Here is a 17,324-nt window from a genome sequence, read left to right on the forward strand (position 1 = left end):
TATTCCATCCGGCGGTCGGCGGCGCACTTGGCGTGGCGTTTCTCCAGGGATTCGGGGTGGTGGCGTTCGCGCCAGTTCCGGACCCGGGTGCGGAAGCGTGACGGGACGAGTTCGCCGGCGGTGGCTCCGCGGGCCGGGTTGGGGTTCAGGACATGCTCGACCAGGGCGGCCGCGCCGGTGGGGTTGAGGCTGTCGGTTTCGTCGGCGATGATTTTGGCGTGCTGCCAGGAGATGGTCCCGGCGGTCAGGGCGTCCATGGCCGGTGGCAGGGAGGCGAGTTGCCGGGATTGGGTGATGAGTGCTCCGGCGGCGGGGGAGCTGATGGTCAGGACGCCGGCGATTTCCTCTACCGCGGACATCTCCGCGTACGTTCTTTCGTGGACGGGCGCTTCGGGCGGGGTCAGTGCGTGCTGGATCTCGATTGCCTCGGCGGCGTCCCGGGCTTTGACGGCGGCGATCTGGGCTTCCAGTTGCTTCGTTACCGCCAACCGCTCCAACCGGATCTCGTACCGCCGCTGCAGCACATCCACAACAGCGCCGGCGCCAGCAGCGCCATCGGCGCCGGCGCCAGTCTCAGCTTCCAGCCGGGCATCTTCGAGGAACAGCGCATCAAGGCGGCCAGTGGAGGCGTGAATGCCCTCCATCGCCGCTGCCGTGCCCGTGCCGTTTCCCATACCAACATCATCCATCGAGGCACCGACAATTTGCGGCGCCATGGCTCTCCCGGGAGGAGCGGCAGGCAAGACTGCCTCACCACCATCTGGCTCGCCCGCAAGGATTCTCCCCATAAAGACATCCTTAAATAGGGGTCTGACAATTGGGGCAGTGAGCCCGCGAACCCGAAATCCTTGGCCCTTTTATGCAGGACCTGAAAATGCCATACTCGGCGCGTGACGCCGTCGTATTCCTTCAAAGCCGAGCTGTGGCTGTATCCCGGCGAGGCCGGCTGGCACTTCGTGACCCTGCCGGAAGAGGTGGCGGATGATGTCCGCGTTCAAACGGCAGGGGCCAGCAAGGCGTTCGGCTCCATCAAAGTCACGGCCGAGATCGGCGGACACTCCTGGCAGACTTCACTCTTCCGGGACAACAAAACCAGCTCCTACCTGCTGCCGGTGAAGAAGGCCGTCAGGGACAAAGCCAAGATCGGCGGGGGCGACGAAGTAAGCGTCCACCTTTCCTTCGACGGCCTGTAACCCGAACCTCGTGAGAACTGGGCCTCGGAGCCCGAACCGGGCCCGGCCAGCGCTAAATCTGCTTGAGGGCCTGTTCCAGGTCGCCAATCAGGTCATCCACGTCCTCAAGCCCCACCGAGAGCCGCACGACCCCGTCACTGAGACCAATGGCGGCCCGGCCTTCCGGTCCCATCGCGCGGTGCGTGGTGGTGGCCGGATGGGTGATCAGGGACTTGGAATCGCCGAGGTTGTTGGAGATGTCGATGATCCGCAAGGCATCCAGCAGCGCAAAAGCTGCCTCCTTGCCGGAGCGGCCGCCGGAGGGCGCAAGCTCAAGTGTGAGCACTGTGCCGCCGGCCTTCATCTGCTTGGCAGCGAGATCGTACTGCGGGTGGGACTTCAGCAGCGGGTACTTCACCCAGCTCACTGCGGGCTGCTGCTCCAGCCACTCGGCGATCCGCAGGGCGGAAGCGGAGGAGTGGTTCACGCGCAGGGCCATGGTCTCCAGGCCCTTGGTGAGGACCCAGGCGTTGAAGGCGGACAGCGACGGGCCGGTGTGGCGCATCAGCTGCTTGACTGGGCCCTCGATGAATTCCTTGGTGCCCAGGATGGCACCGCCCAGCACGCGGCCCTGGCCATCGATGTGTTTGGTGCCGGAGTAGACAATGACGTCCGCACCGAATTGCCCGCAGCGCTGCAGCAGGGGAGTGGCAAAAACGTTGTCCACAACCACGGTGGCGCCCGCTGCATGGGCGAGGTCGCTCACCGCAGCGATGTCCACGATCTCCTGCATGGGGTTGGACGGTGATTCGAAGAAAACAGCGGTGGTGGGCTGCGACAGAGCTGACCGCCACTGGTCCAGGTCCGGGCCGTCAACGAAGACGGTTTCCACGCCCCATCGCGGCAGGATCTCGTTGAGGATCACAAAGCAGGAGCCAAAGAGCGAGCGGGCGGCAACCACGCGGTCGCCGGCAGCCAGCAAGGCACCCAAGGCGGTGAAAACGGCGGACATGCCCGACGCCGTCGCAAAGCACGCCTCGGTGCCCTCGAGGAGGCGGAGCCGCTCCTGGAAGGTGGCCACGGAGGGGTTGCCATAGCGGGAGTAGACAAAGCGCTCGTCCTCGCCGGTGAAGGCCCGCTCGGCAGCGGCGGCGGATTCGTACACGAAGCCTGAATTCAGGAAGACAGCCTCGCTGGTTTCCTGGAAGTTGGTGCGGTCCAGTCCGCCGCGGACGGCCTGGGTGTCAGGGCTCCAGCCGGCGGCGTCTTCGTTGAAGGTCACTTAGTTCTTTCCCAGGTTGGTAGGGAGGCCGCGGTTCTTCCAGCCATTTACGGTTCGTTCGCCGTAGCGGTCCGGCTCGCCTTCGAAGCCCTCCAGCACGTTGTAGGAGGTAAACCCGGCCTGTGTGGCGGCGATGGCGGCGGCGATGGACCGCTGGCCGGAGCGGCAGAGGAACAGCAGTTCAGTGGAGCCATCCTCGGGGGCCTGCAGGCTCAGGTCCTTAAGGAAATCGGGGTTGGGGATGCCGCCCGGAAAGGTCCACTGGATGAACAGCGGATCGTTGTCCGTGGCCTTGGTGTCCGGGATGCCGATGTGCGCCCATTCGCCCTCGGTGCGCACGTCCACCAGGATGGCGCCCTGCTGCAGCTTGTCCCAGGCTTCCTGCGGCGTAAGGTCTCCTGCGTAGCTCATGCGTGGCCCTCCCCGGCGAACTCAAGGTCTTCGCCGAGTACAAGCTCGTCCACGGCGGTGGCTACAGCGGCGTCGGCGGAAGCGACGGCTGCCGGCAGGATCACGGCCTGCGCCACGATGGCAGTGAGGCCGTTGAACGTGACGGCCGGGCTTCCGTGCAGCACGTAGCCCTCTGCCAGGGCGGCGGAAATCCGCTCGCAGAAGGACCGGTCATCCGGCCCTGTGATGAGGCGGTAGGCCAGCTTTTCTTCGGGGGCAGGTGCGTCAGACATGACGGATCTCCTTCTCTCACGCTTGCAGCTCGAATCGGTCGATATGCCGAGTATTCACCTGAGGCACCCCGCCGCGAAAGGAGGGTTGCCGACCGGCCAGTCAGGGCTTGGCGCCGGTACTCATTACTCCCCAAAAACGTAACACTTGGCGCGCACTGCCGCACCGCCGTCGTCGTCATGTTCCGTAACTGAAGCAGCTTGGGCGCGTTACTGCCGTTTGCGGAACGGACGACGGCGGGAATCACCACGAGGCGGCGAAGCGCCTTACGCCTAACGGGGCTTCCCCGGAAGATAGTGTTTCTCATGGGGGGCACCGCCCCAGTCGTCGGAGAAAAATGCCCGGGGGTTCTCATCAGCACGCAACTAGCCGCAGGGCTGCAACACCATTCACGGCAACTTCCTCCGCCGAATTTCCGCTGGCCGCATCGGCGCCTGCCACTGCTCCGTGCGGGCGCTGCCCTGCTCGCGGCAATGCTGATTGCTGTCCTTGCGCTGGTGGTTCCCGCTGGAGCCGCCCGCGCTGCAGATGCCTTCCCGGATGAGGGTAAGCCGATGCTCGGAGCCGTCCTGGAATGGGGTGAGGATACGGCGGCCGGCTTCACGGAAAGGCTGGGGGCCTCCCCGGCGTTTTTCGGGCACGACATCGCCTTGCCGTTCCGCGCATCGGAGGAGAACGACATCCGGGGCTTCCTGGAGCAGTCCGGGGGCCAGGGCGCCCATGCGATGCTGACGGTGAAGCCCACTGTTCCGCTGGACCAGGTCACTGCTGACGCCGCCGCATCTTTCGTCGCCGAGGTCCGAAAGCTGGCCGTGAACTTCAAAGGCCAGCTGCTGGTCCGCTTCGCCCCGGACATGAATGCCAGTTGGGTGGAATGGGGCCAGCAGCCCGCCGCCTACCGGTCCGCCTTCCAAACCATTTCCGCGGCATTCGACGAAACTGACGGCGAGCGCACATCTATGGTGTGGGAGCCCTACCTAGGCAAGGACTACCCCTATGACCGGCACCGGAACGCCCCCGGACCAGGCAGCGAGGGCTTTGCCCTGCTGGATACCAACGGTGACGGCGTATGGAACGGTTCCGACGCGGCCTACGCCCCCTACTATCCCGGGGACGACGCCGTGGACTGGGTGGGCCTGACCGCCTTCCATGACGACACCGCCGGCGGCGCTCCCGTGAATACAGTGCCCCGGCAGAACGAACTGAAGGAGATGCTCACCACCTCCGGCGCGGAAAACTTCTACGCAACGTATGCGGCAGGGAAGGACAAGCCGTTCCTGCTGCATACCGCGGCCTTCTACAGCCCGGCCTCCGGCGGCGCTTCCGACCTGGACATCAAAGTGGGCTGGTGGGATCAAGTCCTGGATGCCGCCACGTCCACAGACTTCGCCAAGACGGCTGCAGTGGTCTGGGATGAGCGGACCAGCACCAGGGACATCGGCGTGGCAAGCATCGACTGGCTGCTCACCGGAAACCCTGCAGTTGCGGCCGCCGCCCGTGACCGGCTGGAGGCTTCCCCCATGGTCACCGGGCCTGTTACCGACATCGCCGCCGGAGCGGGATACGTCCGTGCCAACACGCTTGCGGGGGCCGCTGCCTGGACGGTGGGAGCGGCATTGATCATCCTCCTGGTGGCGCTGTGGCAGATCCCCCGGCGGGTCAACGCGGCAACGGCCTGGAGCTACACGGATCCCTCCAACAGGGACTCTCGGGTGGACCTGCTGCGGGGCATGGCCATTGTGTTCGTGGTGGTGAACCACCTAGGTATGACGTCGCTGTTCCAGCTGCTTACCCAGGAAGCGGTGGGCTTCGTTTCCGGCGCCGAGCTTTTTGTCCTCTTCTCCGGCCTGGTAGTGGGTATGGTCTACGGGCCCCGGGTCCAAGCGGACTTTGGGACCGTGGTGGACCTGACTTCACGCCGTGCGGCCAAGCTCTACGTGACCGCGCTCGCGGTGCTGATCGGCGTCTTCCTGATCTCGCTGCTGCCTGTATTCCAGACGGACACGCTCACCACCTTCGTTGACCAGGGAACCGGCGGGGCAGGCCATACCGGCGCAGGACGAACGTACGACCTTTACGCCGGGATGGAGTCGTTGTTCCAGTTCCCCGTGCCGCCGCAGGTCCTGCCGGCCATCCTGCTGCTGCAGTTCGGGCCGTGGCAGTTCAACGTGATGGGCCTGTACGTGGTGCTGCTGCTCGTCAGTCCGCTGATCCTTGCCGCGCTCAACCGCGGCAAGGCCGTGTGGGTGCTGGCCGCCACCCTTACGGTATATGTAGTGGGGGCTGTGACCAGGTTCCGGATCCTGCCCTCTCAGTTTGAGGACTCGTTCCCGCTGCTGGTGTGGCAGGTCCTGTTCGTGATCGGCCTGGTGGCCGGGTTCCACCGGCACCGCATTACCTGGTGGTTCAGTGATCACACGTGGGCAGTGGCTGCCTGCACTGCGGCCGCGTTCATTTTCGCCTTTTTGTCCTGGGGCAACCCGTACTTGGCCAACGGCTTTGACGTAAGGCTCTCGATTGTTCCGGACACGGTGTACCGGAGCATGTACGACCTCTTTTTCGGCCGCACCTACCTGGCCCCGGGACGGCTCCTCAACGTGCTGGTGCTGGTGGTGGCTGCCTACGCATTCCTGACGGCCTACTGGAAGCCGGTGGCCCGCGCCCTGGGCTGGTTCCTGATTCCCCTGGGCCGGGCAACCCTGTACGTCTTTATCATCCACGTGGTCCTGATCGCCGTCATCGCCAACATTCCGGTGCTGCGCCAGGGCGATATCTGGATCAACACGGCAGCCTACGCGCTGGTCCTGGGGCTCCTGTGGGTGATGGTCCGGACCCGGTTCCTTTTCCGGATCATTCCCACCTGAGGGGTCGGCAAGGGGGTCGCGGATCATTCAGCACAGCGACTTAAACGCGAAAGGCGTGAACACCTGCCCGCCGGGGACAGAGGTTCACGCCTTTTTAGCGCATGCCGGCTCTTAGACGAGCCCGGGGTAACTGGTCAGGATGTAATCGGCGGCTGCCGGGCCCTTCATGCGGAGACCGTTGTGGCCTGCCGGAATGCGGTGTTTCATGGCTGCCCAGAAAACGGACTCTTTGCCGGGCTGCTGCTGGTTGATGAAGCACCAGCTGGTGTACAGGCCGTAGAGCCGGTCAGCGTCGAGGCTGTGATCATAGGCTTGATCCAACTGGGTGGCTTCCTGGAGAAAAACGTCGAACTGCGAATATGCCATGACGGCGTCCCTTCGCTACGTGCGTGGGTGCCGCCGTTCGGCTACAGCAGCGGGAACCTCAGTGCGTGCACTTGGCAAGGAGGATAATCGAGTCGTGGTGGAATCGATGGGATGCGAAGTGGCGTCAGCACCTCGTCTACACTGTAGACTTTACTCGTAGACGACCAATACGGCAAGTGTCTGGAATTATGTTCGGACAGTACGTACTGCCGGAAGCAGAACGGGAATATTCATGTCCACTCCCAAAACCACCACGAGCAAAGGCCGCGTCCGGAAGGAGCGGCTGAGCCGCGAACTCGTCCTCACCAAAGCCTTGGAACTGGTGGACGCAGAAGGACTGGACGCCCTGACAATGCGCCGCCTGGGCCAGGAACTGGACCGGGATCCGATGAGTCTCTACCGCTACGCGGAGAACCGGGCAGCCTTGCTCGACGGAGTCGCGGAGCTGGTACTCAATGACCTTCCCGTCCAGTCTGATGACCCGGACTGGAAAACCCAGCTACGGCTCATCGCGCACAACTTGCGGCTCCTCGCGCTCAAGCACCCGAATGTGGTGCCGCTGCTGGTCACCAGGCCACTCTCCACGCCGCTTGGGCTTAGGCCGTTGGGCACCCTGCGCCCTCTGGAGCAGATCCTTTCCCTGCTGATCGGCCCAGGGTTCGACCCCGCCGGCGCACTGCACGTATACCGCGCCTACTACGGCTTCCTCTACGGCCACCTTCTGAACGAGCTGCAGGAGTATGTGGTGGACCCGGAAGAAAACGAGGCACTGCTGCGGCTCGGCCTGCACCGGCTGCCGGCCAAGGAGTTTCCCCGGTTGAGGGCTCTGGCGCCGGACCTTTCCGAGTACGACGGCGAAGCAGAGCTGGACCAAGGATTGACCATCCTGCTTGGCGGGCTGGAAAGCCAGCTCTCCAAGAAGCCTGCCCGCCCGTCCGCTTAGGGCGAACCGGGAGCGCTGCGAAACGGCCGGGTTACCAGGGTTCGTGTTCCAAGGGCGCGTTATACAAACCGCGCGTTATTCAAAGGACGCGCGCCGCCGGTCGGTAAGGCGGGTGTTCCAGATGTCCGGTGTGGCCACCTTGAAGCGGCGGCCCGTCAGGGCCCGGGCAGTCAGCCTGATGTAGTGGGCTTTCTCGCCGGGCTGCCACGGCTCCAGTCCCAAGCTGTCCACGGCGTCCTTGTCAGCCTGGTCCTCGACGATGGCAGTGTCCCCGCGCACCACCACACTCCATGCCTCTTCGGTATGGGAGTCGTAACCGTCGATCTCGAGGGCAGCCGGCCGTTCCTCCTTGGCATTCCACAGCTTGGTCACGCCGGAGGTCCGGAACACAATGCTCCGGCGGTGCACCACGTAATTGATCGGGAAGATCTCGGGGTGCCCGTCCACAACCAGGCCGAGCCGGCCCAGAGTGTCACCTTCAAGCAGTTCCCAACATTCGTCAAAGGTCAGGTTCCCGGCAGGCTCCGCGTGTGAGGTCATGAACCATACCCTAGGGCCAAGTTTCGCCCGGAAACAGTGTTCTGCCCCAATCTGCCCTTACTGAATGCCGGCGAACAGCTCGTTCAGTTCGGCGGTCAGCTCTTTCTTTATGGACGGCGTGCCAATCTCTTTGCCGTCGATCCGGTTGACCGGCGCAAGCATCCGCACGCTCGAAATCAGCCAGACGGCGTCTGCGTCCAGCAGGTCCTGCGGCTCCAGTGGGCCGTAGCCCAACTCCCAGCCCGCAGCCTTCGCCGCGGCGAACAACGCGCCCTGGGAGGTGCCGGGGAGGATGCCGCTGTCCAGCTGGGGCGTGATGAGGCGCTTAACCGACGTGCCGCCGTCGGACGTTTCCACGTGCGCCATCAGCACAGTTGACGTGGGGCCCTCAAGGACCCGCCCGTCGGAGGAAGTAAAGATGACGTCGTCGGCGCCCTGCTTGCGGGCATGGCGCAACGCAGCCATGTTGACGGCGTAGGAGAGGGTTTTCGCGCCAAGCAGCAGCCACGGGGCGCGGTCGGCAACATCGCTGTCGTAGCCACGGTCCAGCAGGATGACGTCGATGCCGGTCTCGCGCTGGCGGCGGCCCGCTGCTCCTGCAGGGGACGCCTGGACCCAGGAGGTTGGTGTGGAAGCGCCCTCAACGCCGCGGGTCACCACAAGCTTCACCACCAGTTCGTCGTCAGTGGCGGACGCCGGCGGGTGCTGCGACCGGTGCGCGGACACGGCTGCGGCGATGGCGCGGCGCCACTCCTCCTCGCCGGGGATGGCCAGATCCAAGGCCTCCGCGGAGCCGGCAAGGCGATCCAGATGCGCCTGGATCTTCCGTACCGTGCCGCCCACGGCCAGCATGGTCTCAAAGATTCCGTCGCCCCGGGTGGCGCCCTGATCCGTCACCAGCAGCTGGGGCTGGGACGCATCGGCCGGCCGTCCATCGGGGAAAGCAGGATCGAGGAAGACGAGAACCACGTTGGCTGGAGAGGTCATGGGTCCAGCTTAGTGCGGCCCCCATGGATAAGCTGGGCGGAGTGCCCCGGCCGGAACCCGTCCGCCGGAGCCGTCCTCCGGGGGTTATTCACGTGTTGTGGCCATTTTCGCTTGCCGGTACCGCGCCGACATGGGTGGTGGTGCTGCTGGGTGTCGCTGACCTGATAATCAGGGTGCTCGCCGTGGGCATCATTCCGGGCAACCGGCGGCCCACTACCGCCATGGCCTGGCTGCTGGGCATCTTTTTTGTGCCTTTCGTGGGCATCATCCTGTTCCTGCTGTTCGGCAACTTCAAGCTGTCCAGCCGCCGCCGGCAGCAGCAGCAACAGGTCAATGAAAGGGTGCGGGCGGGAATTTCCTCGCTCGCCGACGTCGAGAGTGACTATCCCGGCCCGGAATGGGTGCGCTCCGCGGCGGAGCTGAACCGGCGGCTGGGCTCGCTCCCGATGGTGGACGGCAACTCGGTGGACCTGATCCCGGGCTACCCGGACTCGATCCTTGAGATGACCAAGGCCGTGCGGAAGGCGAAAAAGTTCGTCAATGCCGAGTTCTACATCATGAGCACGGACCACATCACCGACGAGCTGATGACAGCCCTGGAGGAAGCCGCCGAACGCGGCGTTGAAGTCCGGGTGCTGTTCGACCACATCGGCACCCTCCGCGTGAAGGGCTACCGGAACCTGCTCAAGCGGCTTCGGGCCGGCAAGATCCAGTGGAAGCGCATGCTCCCGCTCCTGCCCATCCACGGCCAGTGGCGCCGGCCGGACCTGCGCAACCACCGCAAGATCATGGTGATCGACGGCGAAATCGCGTTCACCGGCTCACAGAACCTGATCGAGCCCTCCTACAACAACCCCCGCCACCGGAAGGCCGGCCGCGAATGGGTGGAGCTGATGGCCTGCCTGCGCGGGCCCATCGTCACCACCCTGAACGTTGTTTTTGCCACTGACTGGCTGAGCGAAACCGACGAGTCCCTGGAACACCAGCTGCAGCTCCCCTCCAACCCGCACCCGGGCAACGTCACGGCGCAGGTGGTGCCCAGCGGCCCCGGCTTCATCACCGAGAACAACCTGCGGCTGTTCAACACACTCATCTATTCGGCCCAGCACCGGATTTCCATCTGCAGCCCGTACTTCGTGCCCGACGATTCCCTGCTGTACGCCATCACCACTGCAGCCCAGCGGGGCGTGGACGTGGAACTGTTCGTCTCGGAGAAGGGCGACCAGTTCCTGGTCCATCACGCCCAGCGTTCGTATTATGAGGCCCTGCTGGAGGCCGGTGTCCGGATCTACCTCTACAAGGCCCCGTTTGTGCTGCACGCGAAGCACTTCACCATTGACGACGAGGTGGCCGTTCTCGGCTCGAGCAACATGGACATGCGCTCGTTCTCGCTCAACCTGGAGGCGTCCGTGATGCTGCTCGGCGAAGAGATCGTGGCCAAAATGCGTGCTGTGGAGGACACGTACCGGGACATCTCCCACGAACTCAGGCTCGCGGATTGGCTCAACCGGCCTCTCGCCGCCCGGTACGTGGACAACGTGGCGCGGCTGACGGCGACGGTCCAGTAGGGAGTTTTTGTCCACAGATGCCGACTTCCCAGGTATCCAAGCCTGCATATCCGGACAAAAACTCCAAGGGTTTCAGGCGCCCGGGAACTCCGCGCCCAGCGTCGAGAGGACCCCGAACGCCTTGGTGCGGATTTCCTCGTACTCCTCGTCCGGCACCGAGTCGGCCGTGATGGCGCCGCCGACGCCGAGTGTCAGTTCCGCCGTCCCGTCGCCTCCGGCACTGATCACCAGCGTCCGGATGGCGACGGCGAGGTCGGTCGCCCCGTTCAACGAGAAGTAGCCGATGGCCCCTGAATAGAGCCCGCGGCCGCCGCCTTCCAGCCGGTCCAGGATGGCCATGGTGCTGATTTTCGGCGCACCGGTCATGGAGCCGGCGGGAAAACACGCTGCCACCGCTTCGGCCCGGGACGATCCGCGCTGCAGTTGCGCGTCGATGGTGCTCACCATCTGGTGGACGGTGGCGTAGCTTTCGATGGCGCAGAGCCTGCTGACAGTCACGGAGCCGGGGACCGCGAAGTGGCTGAGGTCGTTCCGCAGCAGGTCCACAATCATGATGTTCTCGGCGCGGTCCTTCAGGGATGTCTCAAGATCGCTGCGCAGCGCGGCGTCCGCGGCCGGATCGGAGGCACGGCGGCGGGTGCCTTTGATGGGCTCGGCGCGCATGCCGCCGTCGGAGGCGATCTTCAGGAAGCGCTCGGGCGAGGTGCTGGCCACGGCCAGGCTGCCGAACCGCAGGTAGCTGGCAAAGGGCGCCGGGTTCTTGCGGCGCAAGGCCAGATAGGTCTGCCAGGGGTCCAGCGCGTCCGCCGGGATCCGGGCTGACAGCATGGTGGTCAGGCACACCTCGTAGGTGTTTCCTTCTGCGATTTCGTTTTGGGCGGCAGCGATTTTCTCCCGGTACGCCGCACCCGTGTCCCGGCTCTTGAAGGCGGGCGCCTGGGGAAGTACGACGCCGGTGCTGCCGCCGGCGTTGGCGGGGCCGCGCGACTGTATGACCGGATCGCAGGCTTTTTCGACTGCTGCGCGTGCTTCATCAAGCCATTCGTGGCAATCGGGTGCATCCAGGGCCAGCAACCAGGCGGTGCCTTCCGCGTGGTCCAGGACCACAGCCCTGCCGGCGAAGACCAGGGCGGCGTCAGGGGTGGGGGCGGAGTGATCGGTGCCGCCGGTTTCCCGTTTGAGTTCGTACCCCAGGCAGCCGAGCCAGCCCAGCGTGAATTCACCGGGGTAGCCGACCGGGGTTTCGACGGCCGCGTCGCCCCACACGGTGTCCAGCCAGCGGAAGAAAGGGCCTTCCATTGTGGCCGAGGCGCAGCCTGCCTGGATGCTGCTGGTGCCGGAACGGTGGGTCAGGGACTGGCCCAGCAGGCCGCCGTCGTCCGCCATGATGCTGAAGCGGCTGCGCTCAGCGGCCGCGGAGCCAACCTGTTCCTCCCGGGGAGAGCCCTCTCCCGCAGGGACACCGCCGGAAAAGTCTGCACCGGAAGCGTCTGCGTTGGAAGAATCCAGCCAGACAGCATTCGCCGAGGCGCCATAAAGGGAACGGAACAAGGCGGCGGCATCCGGGCGGTCGTCCACGGGTTCGGCGTGGAGGCTGAGGGCGCGTCGGGCAGAAAGTTCGGGGGCCAGCGCGGGAGCCAGTGCGGGCAGGTAGGGGAGAAGCTGCAGCACGTCGGTTGGTGCGGAACCGTCGGCGCGGTTCAGCACGCGCACGTCTGCATGCTGCGGGACGTCGTCGGCGCCAAGCCACTCCTCCTCCTGCGCCGCCCACTGGTCCCAGTAGGGTTCGTACGTTCCGCCGTCACGGTCCAGGGCGCGGGACCGGCGGATGGCATCAGGTGAGTCCGCCCAGATGACGGCACTGAGCAGGGGCCGCGCCGCGGCGGCGGCCGCGCCCACGCCCTCCACGATCACAATTTCGGCGGGCAGCGTGACCCGGGGTTCGCCGTCGTAATGTCTCTCCCAGTCCCAGCTGGTCCAGGTGGCGGCGTCGCCACGGCTCAGGGGTTCCAGAACCGTGGCGACGTAGCGGTCGATGCCCGCCAACAGCCCGTTCCAGCCTGGGTAGATGTCTTCGAGGTGGAACAGTGAAACCTTGTGGTGGGCACGCAGCCGTGCCGCCAGTTCGACGGCGAGTGTGGTCTTCCCTGCGCCCGAGCGCCCGTCGATGGCAATGATGACGGGGGCTGGGCTCATGGATTAGAGCGTACCGTTATCCCTGCCGGGCTTTCATCCGGGGGTTCTTTTTGTTGATGACGAACGTCTTTCCGCGACGCCGGACAATCTGGGCGCCCGGGATTTTCTTCAGTGCGCGGAGTGAGTTCCTGACCTTCATGATGTGCTCCTTTTGTTGGGGTGCTGCTGGATTGGTAGCCGGGCGTTCGCTAGCCGGCTGAGCCCTCTGGGGCCGTGCTTTCAGCAAGCGGAAACAGTCCGAACGGATCGTGAAGTCCCTTGCCGCCGGCAGCAAGTTCCTCGTCCGTGAGCTGGCAGGAGACGAGCAAGCGCTCGAACTCCGCGGCGTCCAGGCCCTCACCCGTCGCGGCGATGATTGTCGCGGCCGGGCCGTGGCCCGCCAGTGGCACGCTGCTCGCGGGAGTGTCCTCAGGCCATGGCCCCAGGTTTTCCAGCCACACTCGGGGGCCGATGCCCTCGATTGCTATCCGGCATGCGGGTGCGGAGGCCATCCACAGCTGGCCGCGCAGGACGCAGCACCCTTCTGCAAGTGTTGCCAGCACCTGCCGGAACCTCCCGGGGTGCAGGGGCCGCTCCACCCTGTGGAACACGGTGGCAAACGGCGAGGCTGATGTGCCGGGGGACGGGATGGGCGCAAACGCGTTTCCGGGTGCCGTCCTGGCCAACGCATCCATGTAGCGGTGCAGTCCTGCACAGACAGCCGCCGCGTCAGGCGCCACCTCAGCATGCGGGGCGAGTTCACGGATCAGGTGCAGGCCGCGCTCGCGGCCCAACGGATCCGGCGGAACGATGTCCGGCTCGGCGAGGAGTACGGTATCCGCGAAGGCGAGTTCACCCAGCAGGAATTCACCCGGGGTCCGTTCGTCTTCAGGCAGCGGGGTGAAACCTGATTCAAAGAGGGTGTGCGCATCCCGGATGTGGTCCTCCAGGGCGTCGGGAGAGCAGGCGAGGACCACAGAATCCACGGCGGCCGGGCGGGACAGGGTACGCCGTACTGCGGACACCGCCGCTGATGCGGGCACGGCGGGGGGAAGGCCGATGATGATCGGCCCCACGGCGTTATTGATCAGCCGCTCGATGCTGGGCACCAGGTCCAGCCGTACCGCGCAGCTCAGGCACCCGTGCTCCAGCATGGTCTCTTCGCGTTCAAGGAGGGTGCGGCCGCTGAACACCCGGCGGATCACGAGGCCGGTCTCCAGGAGGTCGTGAAGGACCACCAGGCTGCCGGGACGGGCTGCCGCGAGGTCTTCGCACGCCTGCTGCCGGCAGAGTGCATCGAGGGAACTGACGACAATAAGGTTCATGCCGCCGATACTATTTGAGAATCATTCTCAACTACAAGTGAAGTCCAGTTTTGAGTACCACTGCGGTTCGTTCCCTTGCCCGCGGAGGCTGTTGCGGTTGGTGCTTTTTCCTGTCAGTACTGCCGCTGGAGCTGCGCGTTTTTCAGGACGGCCCCTTTGATGTATTCCACCAGTCCGGGCAGGGCGTTATGGACCTGGTGCCAGACGATGTCGAAGTCGGATTGCCCGCCGTACCAGGGATCCTCAATCCCTTGGTCCAGCAGGTCCTTGTCCGCCAGTCGCGGATCAAAGCTGCGCAGCATACGGATCTTGTTCCGCGATTCCTGGTCTGGAGCGGACTCGCTTAGCCAGGCGTGGTGGTCAATGTCCAGGGCAAGGATCAGGTCGCGTTCCCGGAACCAGGAGTGCTGCCACTCGCGGGCAATATGTTTGTCCCACGCGAGTTGGGTGGTCCCCAGGCGCCGTGCGGCCCGCGGATCTATGGGCCTGCCGGCCTCGTAGCCGGTAGTGCCTGCCGAATCAACGGATACCAGGCCGTCCAGCCCTTCGCGTTCCAGCTCAGCGGCAAGCATCAGCTCAGCCATGGGGGAACGGCAGATGTTTCCGGTGCAGACGGCAATAACACGGTATGGGCTCGACGTTGAGTTCATAGACCCAAGCATGAGCGCTAACAGGCCCTTTGGCTAGCCATCGGTTCATAAAGGTTGACTGTTTTGTAAAGAAGCTGTGCTTATTCGTCATTTCCCCGCCCCGTTGCAGGGGGCAGCTCAGTGAAAGGTTAGTGAAGCAGGGCCAGCAGGATTCCCACTGCCACAAACAGCGCGCCGAAGGACCGGTTGAGGACCAGCTGGCCGCGGGCGCTGTGGGTGAACCTCTCGAATGATCTGGCGGCCGCCGCGAAGAAGAACCACATCACCAGGATGTCGATGGCAACGATCGTCGCCGTCAGGACTGCATACTGCGCCAGGAGGGGTTGCTCGGGCCGGATGAACTGGGGCATAAAGGCGAGGAAGAAAATGATCGCCTTGGGGTTCAGCAGGTTTACCCAGAATCCGCGCCGGAAGATTGACCAGGCGGGCTCGTTCCGGAGCCCTGCAATCTTCTCCTGCTCGAGGTCCGGCTTGGCGAGGAACTGCCTGACGCCCAGATAGACCAGGTAGGCCGCGCCGGAGTAGCGGATGACGTTGAAGGCGATGGGAGAGCTTGCCACCAGGACCCCAACCCCAAGGGCCACGATCACCACATGGATTACCAGGGCTGCCTGCTGGCCGAGGATTCCCCACATGGAGCGCCGGAACCCGGCATTCAACGAGTTGCTCATCGTGTTGATGGCTCCGGCGCCGGGTGTGAAGCTGATCAGGACGCCGGCACCCGCCAGGGCGAGCCAAAGGGAAAATTGCACCAGCCAAGCTTAGTGCCAGCAATTACCAGAGGGTTGCCACAGGCCCGAAAGCCTGGAGGTTTTCATCCGCGGTAACTAGGGTAAGCCCCTCCACCATGGCCTGGGCTGCGAGCATCCGGTCAAAGGGATCCTTGTGGTCCCAGTCCAGTTGTCCCGCCGCCAAGGTGTGTGGGGACGAGATTTCAAGTTCTGAAGCGTAAAGGTGGGCGACCTGCCGTGCAAAGCTGGTGATGAGAGCCGCCCCTGACGGCAGCTTTCCCTGGTGATGCTTGTATAAAAGCTCGTAGGCCGTCATCGGCGAAACGTACACCTGGTTCTCCAGTTTGGTGATCGCGCTCCGGGCCTTGCTTGAGACCCGCTTCGGTTCGGCGACTGCCCACAGGAGAACATTGGTATCGAGGAGAAGCCGCGTCATTCCATGGTTCCCATCTCCTCGAAGGCTCCGCCCAGTATTCGTTGTCGCCGTAGTTGTCCATGGGCCGACGATGTTTGGCCGCATGGCAGCCTGGCAGCCAGGAAAGCGCCTATGTGGAAAACCCGAGCTCCGCCTGCGGTGGCTTAAGCCCGGGCGATAACCTCGCCGTTGGGGATCAGGAACCAGCCGTCGTCTGTTGATCCCCAACGGTGCCAGCCGGCCGAGATCCTGGCCAGGTCCGCGGGATTGGCGAAGCCGTACTCGAGTGCCTGCTCTGCGAAGGCGGAATGGAGCACCCGCTCGCCCCAGACTCGCGCCTGCCAGCGGCGCTGCTGGCCCGTGGCGTAAAGCCAGTTGCTGCTGGTGGGCGCGACGTCGGTGAAGCCCGCGGACTGTGCCCAGCTCACCAGCCGCCGACCGGCGTCGGGCTCTGCTCCGTTCCTGCGCGCGATGCGCTGGTAAAGCTCCATCCACTCATCCAGCTCTGGGATGGCGGGGTACCAGCTCATGCCGTGGAAGTCGGCGTCGCGAACGGCGACAATCCCCCCGGGCTTTGCCACCCGGCGCATCTCCCGCAACGCCTCCACCGGATCAGTCAGGTGCTGCAGGACCTGGTGGGCGTGCACCACGTCGAAGGACTCGTCCTCGAAGGGCAGGTCATAGATATCGCCGGCAACGAACTCCACGTTCACTACCTCGCGCTCGACGGCGAGGGCCTTGGCCTGGGCAATAATGTCCGGCGAGCGGTCCAGGCCGATGACCTTGCCGGGGCTTACCAGCCCCGCGAAATCGCAGGTGATGCTGCCCGGGCCGCAGCCGACGTCGAGCAGGTCCGTTCCGGGCGTAAGGTGCGGCAGGACAAACGCGGCCGAATTCTCCGCGGTCCTGGCGGCATGGGCGCGGACCACTGACTCGTGGTGGCCGTGCGTGTAAACGTCGTCTTCGGGCTGCTGCGCACTCATAACCAAACGCTACCCCCAACCGGGTGGCATTTGACGTCGCAAAAAGCCTGTTTGGGGATGCTAAGTGCCAGTCAGCTGGGTGGGGCGCTAGGTTCTTCCCTGGCCGCCACCGTGGCTTCCACCATCGCAGCCATAAAGCGGGTCACAGTTTCGAGTTCCTCCGGGGAGAAGTCAGCCATGGCACTGCCCATCCGGCGGGAGAGCGGGGCGAAGATGGCCCCGCCTTCCTCAAAGGCCTTTGGCGTCATCCGGAGGTGGACCTGCCGGCGGTCCGAGCTGTCCCGCTCCCGGACCACATGTCCGGAGCTGTCCAACCGGTCAATCAGCGCGGTGGTGGCCGGAGAGCTGAGGTTCAGCTCCTTCCGCAGCAACCCTGGCGTAACGGTGCCCCCGTTTGCTGTGTGGCGCATGATGACAGCCAGCGCATTCAGATCCGTCCGGTGCATGTCCTTCCGGCCGCCCGCCGCGTCCACATAACGGTTGGCTTCGAGCGTGAACTCCTGGAGAAGCCGGATCAGCGGGTGCGGGCCACCGACTGGGAGCGGTCCCTGAAGCGGTGCGCCCGGGACGGGCCGGCCCTGGGGAGGTTCGGGCGCGGGAGTCCTGTTGCCAGCCACGTCCACCTCCAGATTCCTGCCGCAT

At 64.8% G+C, this 17,324-nt stretch carries 19 protein-coding genes and 1 riboswitch; of the genes, 4 read left to right on the top strand and 15 right to left on the bottom strand.

The genetic code is table 11. The features are described 5' to 3' along the window. A partial coding sequence (locus AC3A4Z_RS15690; protein WP_498712603.1) for a 13E12 repeat family protein occupies nt 1-674 on the bottom strand: 674 nt, incomplete at its 3' end. A gap of 216 nt (nt 675-890) precedes the next feature. Between AC3A4Z_RS15690 and AC3A4Z_RS15695 the strand changes: the two genes are divergently transcribed. Beyond that, complete coding sequence (locus tag AC3A4Z_RS15695) at nt 891-1,193, top strand: DUF1905 domain-containing protein (RefSeq protein WP_498712604.1); 303 nt, start codon at nt 891-893, stop codon at nt 1,191-1,193. Nucleotides 1,194-1,245: 52 nt separating this feature from the next. Here the strand turns inward: AC3A4Z_RS15695 and AC3A4Z_RS15700 are convergent, their stop codons facing one another. The 3 genes from AC3A4Z_RS15700 to AC3A4Z_RS15710 are packed head-to-tail and all read right to left on the bottom strand — an operon-like array spanning nt 1,246 to nt 3,137. Next, entirely contained in the window at nt 1,246-2,454 is a 1,209-nt protein-coding gene (locus tag AC3A4Z_RS15700) for an O-succinylhomoserine sulfhydrylase (RefSeq protein ID WP_498712605.1), read from the bottom strand. Then, nucleotides 2,455-2,865, bottom strand: coding sequence for a rhodanese-like domain-containing protein (locus AC3A4Z_RS15705; RefSeq protein WP_493972628.1), 411 nt, complete (start codon nt 2,863-2,865; stop codon nt 2,455-2,457). Beyond that, nucleotides 2,862-3,137 (bottom strand): DUF1737 domain-containing protein, encoded by a 276-nt coding sequence (locus AC3A4Z_RS15710; protein WP_498712606.1) that lies wholly within the window; start codon nt 3,135-3,137, stop codon nt 2,862-2,864. Before AC3A4Z_RS15710 ends, AC3A4Z_RS15705 begins: the two co-directional genes overlap by 4 nt. Before the next feature lie 13 nt (nt 3,138-3,150). Then, nucleotides 3,151-3,265: riboswitch (SAM riboswitch) on the bottom strand. Nucleotides 3,266-3,608: 343 nt separating this feature from the next. Here AC3A4Z_RS15710 and opgC point away from each other — a divergent pair. Further along, complete coding sequence (opgC, locus tag AC3A4Z_RS15715; RefSeq protein ID WP_498712607.1) at nt 3,609-5,999, top strand: OpgC domain-containing protein; 2,391 nt, start codon at nt 3,609-3,611, stop codon at nt 5,997-5,999. Between the two features lie 111 nt (nt 6,000-6,110). On the opposite strand, the gene AC3A4Z_RS15720 is transcribed toward opgC, so the two are convergent. Next, nucleotides 6,111-6,365, bottom strand: coding sequence for a hypothetical protein (locus AC3A4Z_RS15720; RefSeq protein ID WP_498712608.1), 255 nt, complete (start codon nt 6,363-6,365; stop codon nt 6,111-6,113). Nucleotides 6,366-6,597: 232 nt separating this feature from the next. Between AC3A4Z_RS15720 and AC3A4Z_RS15725 the strand changes: the two genes are divergently transcribed. Further along, on the top strand, nt 6,598-7,308 hold the full coding sequence (locus AC3A4Z_RS15725) for a TetR/AcrR family transcriptional regulator C-terminal domain-containing protein (RefSeq protein WP_498712609.1): 711 nt from the start codon (nt 6,598-6,600) through the stop codon (nt 7,306-7,308). Nucleotides 7,309-7,383: 75 nt separating this feature from the next. Here the strand turns inward: AC3A4Z_RS15725 and AC3A4Z_RS15730 are convergent, their stop codons facing one another. Continuing rightward, a complete protein-coding gene (locus AC3A4Z_RS15730; RefSeq protein ID WP_498712610.1) occupies nt 7,384-7,848 on the bottom strand; it encodes a pyridoxamine 5'-phosphate oxidase family protein in 465 nt (154 codons plus the stop codon). Between the two features lie 57 nt (nt 7,849-7,905). Next, nucleotides 7,906-8,835 (bottom strand): aminodeoxychorismate lyase, encoded by a 930-nt coding sequence (locus AC3A4Z_RS15735; protein WP_498712611.1) that lies wholly within the window; start codon nt 8,833-8,835, stop codon nt 7,906-7,908. Between the two features lie 95 nt (nt 8,836-8,930). Here AC3A4Z_RS15735 and cls point away from each other — a divergent pair, with 95 nt between their 5' ends. Beyond that, a complete protein-coding gene (cls, locus tag AC3A4Z_RS15740; RefSeq protein ID WP_498712719.1) occupies nt 8,931-10,403 on the top strand; it encodes a cardiolipin synthase in 1,473 nt (490 codons plus the stop codon). A gap of 72 nt (nt 10,404-10,475) precedes the next feature. Here cls and pabB read toward each other — a convergent pair whose 3' ends face one another. The 8 genes from pabB to AC3A4Z_RS15780 form a co-directional block, all read right to left on the bottom strand. Next, complete coding sequence (gene pabB / locus AC3A4Z_RS15745) at nt 10,476-12,599, bottom strand: aminodeoxychorismate synthase component I (protein WP_498712612.1); 2,124 nt, start codon at nt 12,597-12,599, stop codon at nt 10,476-10,478. A gap of 16 nt (nt 12,600-12,615) precedes the next feature. Continuing rightward, nucleotides 12,616-12,738: a type B 50S ribosomal protein L36 gene (gene ykgO, locus AC3A4Z_RS15750; protein ID WP_050053273.1), complete on the bottom strand. Its 123-nt coding sequence runs from the start codon at nt 12,736-12,738 to the stop codon at nt 12,616-12,618. A gap of 49 nt (nt 12,739-12,787) precedes the next feature. Further along, on the bottom strand, nt 12,788-13,903 hold the full coding sequence (locus AC3A4Z_RS15755) for a GTP-binding protein (protein ID WP_498712613.1): 1,116 nt from the start codon (nt 13,901-13,903) through the stop codon (nt 12,788-12,790). Between the two features lie 113 nt (nt 13,904-14,016). Then, nucleotides 14,017-14,553, bottom strand: a complete 537-nt coding sequence (locus AC3A4Z_RS15760; RefSeq protein ID WP_498712614.1) for a low molecular weight protein-tyrosine-phosphatase — start codon at nt 14,551-14,553, stop codon at nt 14,017-14,019. Between the two features lie 128 nt (nt 14,554-14,681). After that, a complete protein-coding gene (locus tag AC3A4Z_RS15765) occupies nt 14,682-15,305 on the bottom strand; it encodes a LysE family transporter (RefSeq protein ID WP_455835833.1) in 624 nt (207 codons plus the stop codon). A 22-nt stretch (nt 15,306-15,327) separates the two neighbouring features. Beyond that, nucleotides 15,328-15,720: a type II toxin-antitoxin system VapC family toxin gene (locus AC3A4Z_RS15770; RefSeq protein ID WP_498712615.1), complete on the bottom strand. Its 393-nt coding sequence runs from the start codon at nt 15,718-15,720 to the stop codon at nt 15,328-15,330. A 143-nt stretch (nt 15,721-15,863) separates the two neighbouring features. Continuing rightward, nucleotides 15,864-16,682 carry a methyltransferase domain-containing protein gene (locus tag AC3A4Z_RS15775; RefSeq protein WP_498712616.1) on the bottom strand — a complete coding sequence of 273 codons (819 nt, stop codon included), beginning with the start codon at nt 16,680-16,682 and terminating at the stop codon, nt 15,864-15,866. A gap of 71 nt (nt 16,683-16,753) precedes the next feature. Further along, nucleotides 16,754-17,299 carry a MarR family transcriptional regulator gene (locus AC3A4Z_RS15780; protein ID WP_493972680.1) on the bottom strand — a complete coding sequence of 182 codons (546 nt, stop codon included), beginning with the start codon at nt 17,297-17,299 and terminating at the stop codon, nt 16,754-16,756. Nucleotides 17,300-17,324: the final 25 nt, after the last annotated feature.

The sequence above is a fragment of the Arthrobacter sp. Soil_C_49 genome (assembly GCF_057656635.1).

Coding starts and splice junctions, on each gene's coding strand:
- pabB (WP_498712612.1), bottom strand. CDS start 12,599: ATGAGCCCAGCCCCCGTCATCATTGCCATCGACGGGCGCTCGGGCGCA.
- AC3A4Z_RS15770 (WP_498712615.1), bottom strand. CDS start 15,720: ATGACGCGGCTTCTCCTCGATACCAATGTTCTCCTGTGGGCAGTCGCC.
- AC3A4Z_RS15730 (WP_498712610.1), bottom strand. CDS start 7,848: ATGACCTCACACGCGGAGCCTGCCGGGAACCTGACCTTTGACGAATGT.
- AC3A4Z_RS15705 (WP_493972628.1), bottom strand. CDS start 2,865: ATGAGCTACGCAGGAGACCTTACGCCGCAGGAAGCCTGGGACAAGCTG.
- AC3A4Z_RS15720 (WP_498712608.1), bottom strand. CDS start 6,365: ATGGCATATTCGCAGTTCGACGTTTTTCTCCAGGAAGCCACCCAGTTG.
- ykgO (WP_050053273.1), bottom strand. CDS start 12,738: ATGAAGGTCAGGAACTCACTCCGCGCACTGAAGAAAATCCCGGGCGCC.
- AC3A4Z_RS15725 (WP_498712609.1), top strand. CDS start 6,598: ATGTCCACTCCCAAAACCACCACGAGCAAAGGCCGCGTCCGGAAGGAG.
- AC3A4Z_RS15775 (WP_498712616.1), bottom strand. CDS start 16,682: ATGAGTGCGCAGCAGCCCGAAGACGACGTTTACACGCACGGCCACCAC.
- opgC (WP_498712607.1), top strand. CDS start 3,609: ATGCTGATTGCTGTCCTTGCGCTGGTGGTTCCCGCTGGAGCCGCCCGC.
- AC3A4Z_RS15755 (WP_498712613.1), bottom strand. CDS start 13,903: ATGAACCTTATTGTCGTCAGTTCCCTCGATGCACTCTGCCGGCAGCAG.
- AC3A4Z_RS15735 (WP_498712611.1), bottom strand. CDS start 8,835: ATGACCTCTCCAGCCAACGTGGTTCTCGTCTTCCTCGATCCTGCTTTC.
- AC3A4Z_RS15710 (WP_498712606.1), bottom strand. CDS start 3,137: ATGTCTGACGCACCTGCCCCCGAAGAAAAGCTGGCCTACCGCCTCATC.
- AC3A4Z_RS15760 (WP_498712614.1), bottom strand. CDS start 14,553: ATGAACTCAACGTCGAGCCCATACCGTGTTATTGCCGTCTGCACCGGA.